11 protein-coding genes are annotated in these 14,206 nt (G+C 40.7%); 5 read left to right on the top strand and 6 right to left on the bottom strand.

Going from position 1 to position 14,206, the window contains the following annotated elements:
• Positions 1-34: 34 nt before the first annotated feature.
• A complete protein-coding gene (locus IPM48_03425; GenBank protein ID MBK9270625.1) occupies positions 35-997 on the bottom strand; it encodes a MoxR family ATPase in 963 nt (320 codons plus the stop codon).
• 70 nt (positions 998-1,067) lie between these two features.
• Positions 1,068-3,179: an NAD-dependent DNA ligase LigA gene (ligA, locus tag IPM48_03420; protein ID MBK9270624.1), complete on the bottom strand. Its 2,112-nt coding sequence runs from the start codon at positions 3,177-3,179 to the stop codon at positions 1,068-1,070.
• Between the two features lie 312 nt (positions 3,180-3,491).
• Here ligA and IPM48_03415 point away from each other — a divergent pair, with 312 nt between their 5' ends.
• Positions 3,492-5,540, top strand: a complete 2,049-nt coding sequence (locus IPM48_03415; GenBank protein ID MBK9270623.1) for a M3 family metallopeptidase — start codon at positions 3,492-3,494, stop codon at positions 5,538-5,540.
• 17 nt (positions 5,541-5,557) lie between these two features.
• Here IPM48_03415 and IPM48_03410 read toward each other — a convergent pair whose 3' ends face one another.
• Both IPM48_03410 and IPM48_03405 read right to left on the bottom strand, forming a co-directional pair.
• A complete protein-coding gene (locus IPM48_03410) occupies positions 5,558-5,962 on the bottom strand; it encodes an OsmC family protein (protein ID MBK9270622.1) in 405 nt (134 codons plus the stop codon).
• Positions 5,959-6,954 (bottom strand): PhoH family protein, encoded by a 996-nt coding sequence (locus IPM48_03405; protein ID MBK9270621.1) that lies wholly within the window; start codon positions 6,952-6,954, stop codon positions 5,959-5,961. Before IPM48_03405 ends, IPM48_03410 begins: the two co-directional genes overlap by 4 nt.
• 131 nt (positions 6,955-7,085) lie before the next feature.
• Between IPM48_03405 and IPM48_03400 the strand changes: the two genes are divergently transcribed.
• Genes IPM48_03400 through IPM48_03390 form a run of 3 tightly spaced genes read left to right on the top strand, consistent with a single transcriptional unit; the run spans position 7,086 to position 9,252 of the window.
• Positions 7,086-7,862, top strand: coding sequence for an SAM-dependent chlorinase/fluorinase (locus IPM48_03400; protein MBK9270620.1), 777 nt, complete (start codon positions 7,086-7,088; stop codon positions 7,860-7,862).
• Positions 7,859-8,167: an antibiotic biosynthesis monooxygenase gene (locus IPM48_03395; protein MBK9270619.1), complete on the top strand. Its 309-nt coding sequence runs from the start codon at positions 7,859-7,861 to the stop codon at positions 8,165-8,167. The genes IPM48_03400 and IPM48_03395 overlap by 4 nt, the downstream gene beginning before the upstream one ends.
• Before the next feature lie 2 nt (positions 8,168-8,169).
• On the top strand, positions 8,170-9,252 hold the full coding sequence (locus IPM48_03390) for an AAA family ATPase (GenBank protein ID MBK9270618.1): 1,083 nt from the start codon (positions 8,170-8,172) through the stop codon (positions 9,250-9,252).
• Here the strand turns inward: IPM48_03390 and IPM48_03385 are convergent.
• The gene (locus IPM48_03385) at positions 9,249-10,496 is read right to left on the bottom strand and encodes a 1-acyl-sn-glycerol-3-phosphate acyltransferase (protein ID MBK9270617.1); all 1,248 of its coding nucleotides are present in this window, start codon (positions 10,494-10,496) and stop codon (positions 9,249-9,251) included. The genes IPM48_03390 and IPM48_03385 overlap by 4 nt on opposite strands.
• 72 nt (positions 10,497-10,568) lie before the next feature.
• On the opposite strand from IPM48_03385, the gene miaA reads away from it, so the two are divergent.
• The gene (gene miaA / locus IPM48_03380; protein MBK9270616.1) at positions 10,569-11,468 is read left to right on the top strand and encodes a tRNA (adenosine(37)-N6)-dimethylallyltransferase MiaA; all 900 of its coding nucleotides are present in this window, start codon (positions 10,569-10,571) and stop codon (positions 11,466-11,468) included.
• A gap of 13 nt (positions 11,469-11,481) precedes the next feature.
• Here the strand turns inward: miaA and IPM48_03375 are convergent, their stop codons facing one another.
• Positions 11,482-14,199 carry an SLBB domain-containing protein gene (locus IPM48_03375; GenBank protein ID MBK9270615.1) on the bottom strand — a complete coding sequence of 906 codons (2,718 nt, stop codon included), beginning with the start codon at positions 14,197-14,199 and terminating at the stop codon, positions 11,482-11,484.
• Between the last annotated feature and the right edge of the window lie 7 nt (positions 14,200-14,206).

Here is a 14,206-nt window from a genome sequence, read left to right as displayed (position 1 = left end):
GATATAAAATCCTATTGATTGGAGTAAATATTTTTTATAAAATACTGTTGATGAGCTGGTCCACACTCATTCCGTCGGCTTCGGCCTTGTAATTGACCACAATCCGATGTCTTAAAACAAGTCCTGCAATGGCTTTAACATCTTCTATATCAGGACTATATTTTGCTCTTAAGGCTGCATGACACTTGGCACCCAGGATCAGGTTTTGCGAAGCCCTAGGTCCGGCACCCCAGCTGACGTAATCGTTGACTTCTTTGGTGGCTTTGTCTGTTTTTGGCCTGGAACGAGCCACTAAACTGACGGCGTATTCCAATACGTTTTCAGCAACCGGAATCTTTCGAATGACTTTTTGAAAGGATAGGATCTGTTCGGCTGTCAGAATGGGTTTTAACTCGGTGGTCTGTAAAGTGGTGGTCTGTCTGACCACCTGAAGTTCTTCCTGATACGTCGGATAATCCAAAGGAATGTTAAACATAAAACGGTCCAATTGGGCTTCCGGAAGCGGATAGGTGCCTTCCTGCTCAATGGGATTTTGAGTGGCAAGCACAAAAAACGGACTGGGCAAGACATGTCTCGTGCCGCTTACCGTCACAATGCGCTCCTGCATGGCTTCAAGGAGGGCAGCCTGTGTTTTTGGAGGGGTTCTGTTGATCTCATCTGCTAAAACGATGTTGGCAAACAAGGGTCCACGATTAAATCTAAAATGTCTGTCTTCGTCCAATATTTCTGAGCCGGTAATGTCAGAAGGCATCAGGTCTGGTGTAAACTGTATTCTCTTAAAACTCAAATCCAGGACTTGAGCCAAGGTATTGATCAAAAGGGTTTTGGCCAATCCGGGTACACCCACCAACAAACTGTGACCATTGGAAAAAAGAGAAATGATGGAAGCCTGAATGACGTCATGCTGGCCAACGATGACCTTTCCCACTTCAGAGCTGAGGTCCTTGTACGATCTGGCAATGGCGTCTATGGCTTCTACATCGGATGAATACTGCATATCTGTGACTTAATTTTTTGGAAAGACTGTCTTAAAGACAGGATATAACGCCCAAAAGACGGATTTGGTTTTATTGGATATTTTCCAGAAATTGTTCTTCCGTCCAGATTTCGACGGTTCCCAACTTTTTTGCTTTGTCCAGTTTGGAACCTGCATCAGCACCAACCACCAGGATATTGAGATTGCCGCTGACAGCAGATATATTTTTGGCACCTGCTTTTTCTGCCAGATCCTGCGCTTTTTTGCGATCCATGCTTAGGCTGCCTGTAAAAAGAATGGTTTTCCCTGATAAAGGAGCATCGGACGCAATCTGTCTGGGTCGATCTTCTTCTGTTTGATGCATATTGACCCCATGCGCTTCCATCTCCAGAATGATTTTGTAATTTTCAGCATCCTGGAAATATTGAATGATGTTTTCGCCCACTACAGGTCCCACATCCTTTATAGTTTTAAACTGATCGATGGTCCATTCTTTCAAATCCGGTAAATAGCTCAAATGTTCTGCTATGAGTTTGCTGATTTTTTTACCGAGATGATGTATGCAGAGTCCATGCAAAACTCTGTGGAGAGGATTCTTTTTTGCCTTTTCAATGGAAAGGCGCAATTTGTCAGCAGATTTGATGCCCATACCCTCCAGAGTTGCCAAATGATCGTAATCCAATCTATAGATATCGGCCATGTTGCTGATGAGTCCTAATTCATAAAAACGCTCTACCAAGGAAGCACCGAGCCCATCAATATCCATCGCATCTTTTGAAACATGGTGGATTAATTTTTGTACGATTTGTGCGGGACAATGAATATTGGGGCATCTCCATGCTGCTTCATCCAGCTCTCTGATCAAATACGTTGCACAGCTGGGGCAGTTTGTTGGAAATACAACCGGATAAGCATCCGCAGGTCTGTTTTCCGGGAAAACTTTTACAATATAAGGGATGACATCGCCTGCTCTTTCCACCAAGACCGTATCTCCAATGTGAATATCCCTGGAGCGGATAAAATCTTCATTGTGCAGAGAAATACTTGACACTGTGACGCCTGCCAATGGGATCGGATCAATTTTAGCTACGGGGGTGATGGACCCGATTTTTCCAATCTGAAATTCTACATTTCTCAGAATAGAAGTGGCTTGTTTTGCCTGAAACTTATAGGCCACTGCCCATCTCGGATGGTGTGAGGTGTATCCACATTTCTCCTGAAGAGTAAGTTCATTTAATTTGATCACCATGCCATCCAGTTCATAATCGTAATGGTCTCTTTTTTCTGACCACTGCCCAATAAATTGAAAGACATCTTGAATACCATTACACAATTTTTTCTCAACAGTTGCTACCTTAAAACCCAATTCGGAAACCAGTTTGATCAACCTATCCTGTGTTTGGTATTCAGGAAGTTTGTTGACTCCCTGCTCGTCTTCAGCGAAAGCAAGTTGAAAGATGAAAAGGTCCAGTTTGCGCGCTGCCGTTTCAGCAGGGTCTTTGACTCGCAAAACTCCTGTGGCAGCATTTCTGGGATTGGCCAACAATGGCAGGCCATCTTGTTCTCTGTCCAGATTCAATTTTACAAAATGATCTTTTCGGATCAGTGCTTCTCCCCGCAATTCTGCTTTTGATATTCCCCATTTTGAAAATTCTGCCGTCAGCGGAAGGGATTTAATGGTTCTGGCGTTGGCAGTCATTTCTTCACCTTTCACACCATCTCCGCGCGTAGCAGCTCTGACCAATTGATTATTTTCATAAACAACCGCCAAACTGCCTCCGTCAAATTTTGGTTCAACAAGATATTCCAGGTTTTCCGTTTCAGGAACATTGCAAAGTTTTTTGATCCTCTTGTCAAATTCGATCAAATCTTCCAAATTATAAGTATTGTCCAATGAGAGCATTGGACTTAGATGGGCAACGGAATTAAAACTTGATCTTAGATCGGAAGATACCCTTTGGGTGGGTGAATCAGGACTGATCCAATCAGGATGATCGCTTTCAGTACGCTCCAAGAGTTTATAGAGTTGGTCGTATTCGTAATCGGATATCAGGGGGTTGTCCAATACATAATATTGATGCTCATGAAAACGGAGAATCCTCGCCAGATGATTGCATTCTTCTTTGGTTGATAATTCCGATTTATTCAGAAAATTTTTATGATCTGCGGCTGAAATTGAGATTGATTCCTGTTCAGATTTCATATAGAATGGATTCTTGGGCAAAACTAAGACAAAGAGCAATACCATGGTGAGGACAATTTTTTTAAAGCAGTTGGTATTATTCAACATCTTGATTTGGCTTTAGGTCATTTAGTATGGGTCTTGCCAAATAAATCTGAAGGGAATCATTACCTTTGTTTCGAAATAGACAATTGGTGTAAGACATACCCAATAAGGATTTTGAAATGGCTATTATTCACCTAAGCAAAGTCGATTGCTAACATAAGGAATGTTGTTTGGATTGTGGTTTTTTTTAGCGATTGGGATGTCCTGTGTGACAAAAAAAATAATAAAATGAAATTGGAGTACAAGGTTTTAAAAGAATGGGAAGGACCTTATGGAGGAGTTCCAGCTTTTGATCAGATAGATATTCAGGAATTTATACCTGCAGCTGAAGTTGCTTTGCAGGAAAAGGCTTTGGAAATAGACTCCATTGCCCATCAATCAGAAAAACCCAGTTTTGCAAATACGATTGAAGCGCTTGAAAAAACAGGTTCTGCATTTAAGAGATTACAGGCTGTTTTTTATGTTTGGACCAGCAACATGGCATCCGATGAATTGGATTCCATTCAACAAATTTTAGAACCACGGTTTGCTGGTTTTAACGATTCTGTGATCCAAAACAAAGCCTTGTTTGATAGGATTGAAGCAGTCTATCAGGCAGATCAATCCAGTCTCAATGCTGAGCAGAAGAGATTGTTGTGGAGGTATTACAACAATTTTAGTTTGGCCGGAGCAAAACTGGATGAAGAATCAAAAAAGAAGGTGGCGGAAATCAATCAAAAATTGGCAGGACTATTCACCAGATTTTCTCAAAATCTTTTGGCCGATGAAACGGAGAAATTTGTTGAAATAACAGATGAAAAAGACCTGGATGGTTTGCCCGATAATATGAAAGCTGCAGCTGCAAAAGCAGCAGAAGCCAAAGGCAAAAAAGGAGTATGGTTGATATCCAATACGCGTTCTGCAGTAGAACCATTTTTAAGTTTTGCACACAACAGAAGTTTGCGGGAAAAAGTATGGAGGATGTTTATCAACCGCGGTGACAATGGAGATCAAAACGACAACAATGCGATTATTCCACAAATATTAAAGTTGAGAGCACAGAGGGCAAAGATAATGGGATATCAGACCCACGCTCATCTCAGACTCGCCGACAAAATGGCCCAAACTCCAGAAAAAGCTTTGTCTTTGTTGGAATCCGTCTGGCCTTATGCCGTACAAAGGGTGAAGGAAGAAGTGGCGGATATGCAGAAAATAGCCGACCAAAATAAAGACAATATACAAATAGAGGCATGGGATTATCGGTATTATGCTGAAAAGGTACGAAAGGCAAAATATGATCTGGATCAAAATGAAGTGAAACAATATCTCCAATTGGATAAACTGAGAGAAGGTATGTTCTTTATGGCCGGCGAATTGTTTCATTTAAAGTTTGATAATATTGAAGATGTGCCAGTATTTCATCCTGATGTTACGGTTTATAAGGTCAGTAATACAGAAAGCAATGATCTGGTTGGATTATGGTATTTTGATCCTTACGCGCGCAAAGGAAAGCGTTCGGGTGCTTGGATGACAGCTTACAGGGAGCAGGAAAAATTCAATGGTGATATCAAAACCATCGTGTCCAACAACAGCAATTTTATCAAGGGAAAAGAAAATGAGCCGGTATTAATATCCTGGGAAGATGCAGAAACACTCTTTCATGAATTTGGCCACGCCCTGCACGGATTGTGTTCCAATGTCAACTATGCATCTTTATCCGGGACAAATGTAGCAACGGATTACGTTGAGTTTCCTTCACAAATTTTGGAGCGTTGGCTTTCCACACCAGAGATTCTTCAAAAATACGCTTTGCATTACCAAACCGGAGAGCCAATGCCAGCAAATCTTTTGGAGAAAATACAAAAAGCGTCCAAGTTTAATCAAGGTTTTGCCACTGTTGAGTATCTGGCAAGTGCATTGATCGATATGAAATTACATTTGGCAGGTGAGCAAGACATCGATGCGGATGCATTTGAGAAAACAACACTTGCCGAACTGGGAATGCCAAAAGAAATTGTCATGAGACACAGGACTCCGCATTTTGGACATATATTTTCAGACGATGGATATTCCGCTGGATATTATAGCTATTTGTGGTCAGATGTGATCAGTGCGGATGCATATCAAGCGTTTGCAGAAGCAAAGGGTCCTTATGATAAGGAAGTGGGCAAGAGGCTGTATGATTATGTATTTAGTGTTGGTGGAACCATCGACGAATCAGAAGCATATCGGAAATTTCGCGGAAAGGATCCGGATCGGAAAGCATTAATGATTCACCGAGGTTTTCTTTCGAATTGAAAAAGCTGGAAGTGGAATTACCAATGAATGACTAAAGCTTGTTCGACAGCCGGGTGAAGGCTCCTTCCTACCGGGCAGCTCTCTGCGGCGTGGGTCAATATTGCTTTTTGTTTGTCCGTATAGTGCTGAGCCGGCATATAAATATCAATTTCAATTCTCGCAATCCTTCTTGGATTTTCCGCCATAATTTTGAGAACTTCGGCTTTGGTCCCATCCATGTCAATTTCGTGGGTTTTTGCGGCAATACCCATAATGGAAAGCATACAGGCACCAAGTGCCGTGGACACCAGATCTGTCGGTGAGAAAGCCTCACCCTTGCCATAATTGTCAATGGGGCCATCGGTTTGGATGATTTGTCCACTTCTCAGATGCGTGCATTGCGTCCGAATGTCTCCTTGATAATAAACGGTGGAAGTTTTCATTCCTCTTCTTGTTTTTCAGATTTAGACAATTCTTTTCTTTGATTCAGCTCGTCGTAAGCTCTGAGGATATCTTTGACCAGTCGGTGTCTCACTACATCATCCACACTCAGATGGACGGTGGTAATTCCCCTGATTTTCCCCAGAATATTGGCCGCCTGTTTTAAGCCTGAGATTTGTCGGTAGTGCAGGTCTATCTGAGAAAGGTCTCCGGTGATGATGCATTTGGCAGTCGGGCCGAGTCTTGTCAAAAACATCTTCATTTGAAGGGTTGAAGAATTCTGTGCTTCATCCAGAATGATAAAAGCATTGTCCAGGGTTCGTCCTCTCATAAAGGCAAGCGGTGCAATCTCAATCACCCTGTTTTGAATATATTGTTCGAGTTTTTCGGCCGGAATCATATCATCCAGTGCATCGTACAGAGGCCTTAGATAAGGATCGATTTTCTCTTTTAGATCGCCGGGTAAAAAACCTAGATTTTCGCCCGCTTCCACCGCCGGCCGGGTGAGGATAATTTTTTTAACAAACTTATTTTTTAGTGCCCTAACAGCTAATGCGACAGCAGTATAGGTTTTTCCTGTGCCTGCAGGTCCAATGGCAAAAACCACGTCATTTTCCTCCACCGCCTGTACCATCAGAAGCTGATTTTTTGTTTTCGCATAGATGGTTTTTCCTTCACGACCGTGCAGAAGAATATGGCGGTTGTCCTGATAGGTGCTTTGCTGCTGGTATGGATTTGTACCCTGGATGAGGTCTTCAATGGTTTGGGCGGTCAATTCTTTATGATCTCTAATCAGGCGGACCATGGTTTCCACTTTATCCTTGACTTCCTGGGTGTCTTTTTTCCTGCCAGAAATCTTCAGCTGGCTTCCCCTTGAGCTTATGAGTATATCCGGGTAAGCCTTTCTCAGGATATTGAGCTTTGAATTGTTTTCACCAAGTAAATCAAGGGGATCGATGTTCTCAATGTTGAGAATAATTTCGCTTTGGGTCAAATTTTTTCCTTTTAAAATATTAAGTGATTAAAATACAAACCAAATGAACGATATTTTAGTTTAATGGAAGACAAATTTACAGGATGTCGCTGACTATTTAACAAATCCTGTATCAATTAATCGTAAATCCAATGACAATCCACACAAAGCCAACTGTTGTCAGTATTTGTTCAGATTTCGGGACCAATGATTACCGGGCATCTGCTTTGAAGGCGAGGATCCTAAGCAATAATCACTCCATTGAACTTGTTGACATCAGTCATCAAATAAGTCCCTTCGATCTGGTTGAAGCCGCATTTGTTTGCACCAATGCATTCTTATTCTTTCCTGCTGGTTCCATCCACGTAGTTTGGGTTTTTAATGCGGGTTTTGATCGGGGGATCTTGTTGGCCCAATTTCAAAATCATTATTTTATAGTACCGGACAATGGGCTACTTGGTTTATTGGTGGGTTTGGATCAGCCAGAAAAAATATATCGGATCAGTGATGATTCTTATGAATTCAGGGACCGGATAGCATCTGCCATCAAAGTAATTATAGAAAGTCAGGATGGTGAATTGATGTATGATGAATGTGAAAACCCAATCATCAGATTCAATGTTTCCCCTGTGTACCAAAAGGACCGGATTCAGGCCAGAGTTGCCTCAGTGGATCATTACGGCAATTTGATTTTGAACATACGTCAAAAGCCATTTGAAGAAGTTGCGATGCAGAAAAAATTTTCCTTTCAGACCTCCAGTCAGCAAAAAGTTTCAGATTTTTACCTGGGAGAAACCAATGCAGAAAACGGAAGCTTTTACAGCTATTTCAACCACGCCGGATATATGATTCTCGCCTTGTGCGGCGGACATGCAGCCAATACTTTGGATTTAAAGCGAGAAGATATTTTACAAATTGTATTCGAATGATTCACAGGTTTGTCAGAATGTATTTTACAGATCGCGGAGCAGAAGAATTTGTGGAATTGTTTAATCAAAGTGAGGCTGTAATTGAAAAATTCAATGGGTGCATGAGCGTATCTTTAATGAGGGATCCAATTCATACCAATCAATTTTTGACTTACAGCATTTGGCAATCAGAGGAGGATTTGAATGCATACCGCGATTCTGATTTTTTTAGAGAAACATGGGCCAAAACCAAATCTTTGTTTGACAAGAAGGCAGAGGCTTGGAGTATGCAGCTGGTTTATCCTATTGCAAATCATCAAAAATAATCATGGACCTTGAGATTGTAAGACCTTTTGCAGAAAATCAGTTTGCCCACGAACTGGACGCTTTGATTCGGAATGAGAAACACCAGAAACCAAAAAGCTGGCGAATGTCTCCATTTTCTGTACTTACTTATTTATTGGGCGGAAAACTGGCAGATGGCACGCAGATCAGTACCAAGTATTTTGGATCAAAACAAACCATAGAATTGGCCATTGCTACTTTATTGTCAGACCGTGCTTTATTGCTTATCGGAATTCCGGGTACCGCAAAAACATGGGTCGCAGAACACTTGACAGCAGCCATTTCGGGTGATTCAAGTTTGTTGGTGCAGGGGACAACAGGCATGAACGAAGATCAGTTGCGCTATGGCTGGAATTATGCCTCACTGATTGCAAAAGGTCCTTCAGAAGAAGCTTTGGTCCCTTCTCCAGTGATGAGGGCAATGACTCTTGGAAAAATAGCGCGCATCGAGGAGTTGACCAGAATTCCAACTGAGATCCAGGATGCATTGATGACTATTCTTTCTGAAAAAATATTACCCATACCTGAAATAAATCTGCAGGTGCATGCCAGACAGGGATTTAATCTTATTGCCACCGCCAACGATCAGGATCGGGGAATTTATGAAATGTCAGCGGCACTAAAGCGCAGATTTAACATAGTGGTCATGCCACTGCCAGCTTCAATAGAAGATGAAATCAGCATTGTGAATTATCGTGTGCTTGATATGCAAAAAATGTTGAACATTGATCTGCCCGAAGTCCAGAAAAAACAATTGGAACAACTTGTGATCCTGTTCAGAGAATTGAGACAAGGAAAAACGTTGGATGGTAAACAGAAGATCAGATCCAGCAAATCGCACCTGAGTCCTGCAGAAGCCATCTCTATATTGCATCATGCAAGAATCCAGTCTCATTATTTTAATCAAAACAAACTGACCGCAAACCAGATTGCACCGGTCCTAATTCATACAATGCAACAAGTTGATCAGGATGAAAGTATTGTCTTGCAGGAGTACAACGAGACAGTTTTAAAAAAACGTCCCGATTGGAAGGAGTGGTATCAAAGCCTTAAGGATCTGCTTTAATTGTAGCGCACGAGTTCAACAATCTGCATCCTGAGCAACTGATGTTCTTTTTTTATTTTTTTTAATCCAGGAGACAATGATGCTTTTTTATCGGGGAAGTGTTGGATAAAGTACACCATTAGGTAAAGAGAAATAAGACTGCACATTAGAATCAATAATACGGTGTGAGCCGGTAAGAAGGCGTATCCGATGAAAAAGAGCAGGATAAGCTCGATCAGAACCAACAGAATTGTTACAGCAAGTCTCACCGGTGGAATAAATTCTTTGCTTTTTATTTTTTTGACACCAAACCATCTTCCCAGCGCCAAAGGAATGCAAAACAATACAAATCCCGGTATTCCAAAAATAAAAGCTAAAAACAGACCCAACTGATGGCCCAGTCTGATCAAAAAAGAATTTTTATGGTAAAATTCCAATTCCCTTATTTTTCTATTTTGATCCGTGTATTCTGTGACTAATTTTATTAAATTGTTTTCCTGTTTTTGCATGGCTTGAATGGTAGAATCATGCCATGTTTTTAGTTCCTGACCTATTAATTTATTTAAATTTTTGGGCCATACAATATCGCATAATTGATCGTACAATTCCACGGAGAGACCTTCCGGTATACTCAATACCACCTGATCCATTTCATCTGTAAACAATTGTGTTAATTTTTCAAGTTGTTCGCTATTTGCGGGATGGTTGTTCAAAAAATTGCGGATCGATATACCTTTGCCAAAGATCACCAGTGCGTCATCTCCGCTTTTTAGAATATTTCTAAAATTAACACCACATGGGATCACCGTTAATTCGCGAACTTCTCTTTCGGTCAATGTGCCTATTGCCAATCTTGCAGCTCCTTTTTGTAAAGGGCGCAAATACCTCACCATCGATGTGTTGGCCTCCGGAAAAATAAGTACCGCCTTGTTTTGTGACAGAATGTCAAAACAGTATTCAAATGTACTTCGGTTGTTTCGCAATTTTTCAAAACCATCTCTTCTTCGAAAGATCGGAATCTGGTTTGTCAGTGTCAAAATGGGCTTGAGCCATTTTTTTTCAAACATATCTCCTCTCACTAAAAAATGCAGGGTTCTATGTTGAAAGCAAGCCAGCAACATGGCTTCCATAAATGAACTTGGGTGATTGCACAACATTAATAAGGGGCCTTTGTCAGGAATATTTTCTCGACCAATGATGGTTATTTTTCTAAAATAGAATCGAAAGGCAGCCCCAACTATTATTTTAAAGATACGGTATAACATCTGGCCGCAAAATTACACTAATTTTGCTCTGACTTAAGTGAATTGAAATAAAAGCTTTGGTTGTTTTTATCAATGTCTAAAACCCTGATTATTCTTTCTGGGCCAACAGCGTCCGGCAAATCACAACTGGCTTTTGAGTTGGCTTCCAAATTTCAAACCTCCATTGTTTCTGCTGATAGTCGTCAGGTCTACCAAAGGCTGGACATAGGCACTGCCAAACCGGACCCATGGATGTTGGAGAGAGTTCCGCATTATTTAATTGGCCACGTCGGTATTGAATGCAAATACAGTGTCGGACAATACCTGACCGATGCCAATGGAATACTGAAGGAATTGTTTCAAAAAAATGATCTTGTTTTCCTGACCGGAGGGACAGGATTTTATGTGAAGGCTTTGATGGAGGGTTTGGATCCCTTTCCTGAAATTGATTCCTCAGTCCTATTTCATTTGAATGAAAGAATGAAAGTGGAAGGTGTGGGTCATCTCTCGGATGAATTGCAAAAATTGGATCCTGAATATGCTGCCAAAGTAGATTTGAGAAATCCACAGCGTTTGATCAGGGCTTTGTCCGTGATTCATTCCACGGGTAGAACATTTTCCAGTTTTTTAAAAGCAAAGACGGTCACCCCGGATTTCAATATTGTACATTTTTTGATGGAACAGAAGAGAGAACTCCTTTATGAAAGAATCAACAAACGGGTGGAGATGATGATCGACCGGGGATTATTGGACGAGACTTCACGACTAGAGAAATACTGGAACCATTCCTCCATGAATACGGTGGGATATTCTGAAATAATAAAGCACCTAAAAGGTGAATGGACCTTGGATGAAGCCATTGTTAAAATAAAACAGCACACCAGAAATTATGCAAAGCGGCAATTGACCTGGTATCGAAAATACCACCACGGACCTGTTCTAAGCGGGGATTATTTTCAAACATCTCTGAGGGAGATTGAAAAAATAGTTTGAGAATCTTATAGAATTATTTTACAATACTATTGTAAGTCAAAACCATGGTAAAGATGGCTGTTGTGGCTGTCAATGTTTTGGTCAATACTTTTTCCCAATCGACGGCTTCATTTTTTTCTTTTCTTGCCTTTTCCTTTTTAATGGGTTTAGGACCCACCAGTATGACAGAACCTTTGTGCACCCTTGGTGTAAATCTTACGAAGAGGAACTTTCTTGTTTTCTCTACTCTTCCATTGGCATGTTCGACGGTTATTCTATTGAGATCACCCTGTTCATTGACACCTGCTCCATATTTGTTGATATAGTATTTGGCTCTTTTATTTTGGTGGTACGCGACAGCAATCGATTGGTCAGATGCAATCATTTTGTCGGGATAAAAATTACGGACATTGGTTTCACCTGCGATTCTCACCAGATCTTTTTGCTTGGGTATTGAAATCACATCTCCATTTTTTAAAATAAAATTGTATCTGGACATATAATTTTCGAGGGCATGATCCATGTCCATGACTACATAGCCGGTTTCCTCTTCAGTTCTAAAAAGTGTGGCGCCCTGGGTAAATGCTTCTGGCGTAAGTCCTCCTGCTCTCCGGATGACATCGCTGACTTTTTCATTGGGCTTCAGCAATGCATATTCACCCGGAAAGAGCACTTCTCCATCTATCCTGATCATATTTTGGAAGGTAAAAAGTGGTTGACTTCTCACTACCACAAAATCAAAAGGTTCTAATATTGTCCCGGTGGAAGGATTTGATAGGTTTCTTTCGGTTTGTGAGTTAATCACCATTGTTTTGGTGGGACTTCCATCGGTCATGATGACTCTGAAAATTTCAATGTTTCTGGGTGCTGCATCGTAAGTAAATCCTTGTGCCAAGGATATGAGATCAAAGCTCGACATTCCTTTGGCAAATTTGTACCTTCCGGGTTTCTTGACCGCACCGGAAATGTCTACAAAGGCATTTAAGCTGAACCCTTCTTCTGTTAAAACTACCAATGAGTCAAACTTGTGCAGGATTGGATTTTGATCTTTTTGATTCAATTTTTGCAGATCGATTCTTATAATTTCTGATCTGGTTCTATTGACAGAATCCACTCTGAACAAATAGGCATATTTCCATGCATTATCTTTTATTCCACCGGATAAGGTCAGTAAATCATTTACCGTCGTTAATCCATTGGCGTCAATGTCATATTTTCCCGGATTTCGAATGGCGCCGGATGTATGGACAAAACTTTTGTCAGTGAATTCTTCCAATTTTTTCAAAACCAACTCATCACCGGATTTGAGCGTAACATCAAATGCAGATTTGCCATCTCTGATTTCCTCCAGTCTAACAGGTATAAGGAAAACAGAATTGTCGGGATTGTATCTGAGGAGATAACTATTCTTAAAATCTGCTTGTGAAGTTGGTTCAATTTTCGCTAAAAGGTCAGAGACTTTCCAGCCATTTTGAAAACCAAATGACATTTCAGCCCTGACAGCGCCACTTACTTTCACATAATTTTCGGTCAAATTTTTAATTTCTGCAACAGTTATGAGATCGCCATGTACCAACGGAAATTTTTTGTTCAAGCTTATTATCTCAGAATATGGAGCCTCCAAACGGATCTTTTTATCCAGATCAAACCTGTCAATTTGCATGGATTTTTTGACCGCATTTTCCTTCAAACCACCCGACAATTGAATCAATTGAACAAGGTCTTCCTCTTTCTTTAATTCATAGTAAGCAGGTCTGTTAACCGCACCCATGATCCCGACAATCTTTGATATCACAGGCACCAAAATGTAGTCATTTTCCTCTAAGTAAAAATCTTTTTCTACGGATGGATCGGTCAGATATTTGTACAAATCCAAATGAATTTCTTTACCTTTCCTAAGTATTTTTATATTCCTTACGGATCCTATGTGACTAATCCCACCGGCTTTAAAAAGTGCGTTGACCGCATGATTTTTTGCCAACAAATTATAGGCACCCGGTTTTTTCACTTCTCCAATGATGTTGACCTGTATCACGCGGGATGCATTTAAACTCAAATCAAATTGGTTGTCCTTAAACTGGTAAAAATTTCTGAATCCGGAAGCAGCCACTTTTTTGGCTTTTTCAAGATTCAAGCCTTTTAAAAATAGTCTTGGCATTCTGGTAGGATTGATGTAACCATCCTGACCTATCTCATACACCTCATTGAGCTGACTGATTCCCCAAATGTTGATCGTTACCTTGTCACCTGGACCGAGGATATAGTGATCCGGCACCTTTTCATTGGTAGCATGTATGAAATTTGCATCGTTTACAGGATGAAATAAGTGATGACCCCAAATTTTTGAAATACTGTCCTGAAAAATGATGCTGTCCTTTCTAACATTGGACCCGACTTCTTTTTTTTCACTTTTACTTAGCTCACTTGACTCAACAGGATCTATCGGTTTTTGAGCGATGGCGGAAGGAGCTTTGCGCTTTTCAATCAGCTTGTGTTCCGATTCAAGTTCAAGAATCACTTGATTAATTTCTTGCTCATAATTTTGAAATTCGCTTGGATCAAGTTTTGATAATTGCTCATAATCCAATCCTTTGGACAATAATCTTTCTTTGAATTCATCCAGCGATATTCCTTTTTCATTTAGTCTGGCGATGGCTTTTTGTTCCAGAGAATTCATTGGAATACCTTGTGCAAAATTGGGTACAACTGGTATGAATGGGAGAAAAAACAGCAAAATCATCCATGTTTTCATGAACGAA

The sequence above is a fragment of the Saprospiraceae bacterium genome, from assembly GCA_016715965.1.
GTDB lineage: Bacteria > Bacteroidota > Bacteroidia > Chitinophagales > Saprospiraceae > Vicinibacter.
This window is presented reverse-complemented; position numbering and strand designations above follow the sequence as displayed.

Bases quoted from the DNA above. Each gene is read 5' to 3' on its own strand.
- IPM48_03395 (MBK9270619.1), top strand. From the start codon at position 7,859: ATGATTCACAGGTTTGTCAGAATGTATTTTACAGATCGCGGAGCAGAA.
- IPM48_03400 (MBK9270620.1), top strand. From the start codon at position 7,086: ATGACAATCCACACAAAGCCAACTGTTGTCAGTATTTGTTCAGATTTC.
- IPM48_03415 (MBK9270623.1), top strand. From the start codon at position 3,492: ATGAAATTGGAGTACAAGGTTTTAAAAGAATGGGAAGGACCTTATGGA.
- IPM48_03375 (MBK9270615.1), bottom strand. From the start codon at position 14,199: ATGAAAACATGGATGATTTTGCTGTTTTTTCTCCCATTCATACCAGTT.
- IPM48_03410 (MBK9270622.1), bottom strand. From the start codon at position 5,962: ATGAAAACTTCCACCGTTTATTATCAAGGAGACATTCGGACGCAATGC.
- ligA (MBK9270624.1), bottom strand. From the start codon at position 3,179: ATGAAATCTGAACAGGAATCAATCTCAATTTCAGCCGCAGATCATAAA.
- IPM48_03425 (MBK9270625.1), bottom strand. From the start codon at position 997: ATGCAGTATTCATCCGATGTAGAAGCCATAGACGCCATTGCCAGATCG.
- IPM48_03385 (MBK9270617.1), bottom strand. From the start codon at position 10,496: ATGTTATACCGTATCTTTAAAATAATAGTTGGGGCTGCCTTTCGATTC.
- miaA (MBK9270616.1), top strand. From the start codon at position 10,569: ATGTCTAAAACCCTGATTATTCTTTCTGGGCCAACAGCGTCCGGCAAA.
- IPM48_03390 (MBK9270618.1), top strand. From the start codon at position 8,170: ATGGACCTTGAGATTGTAAGACCTTTTGCAGAAAATCAGTTTGCCCAC.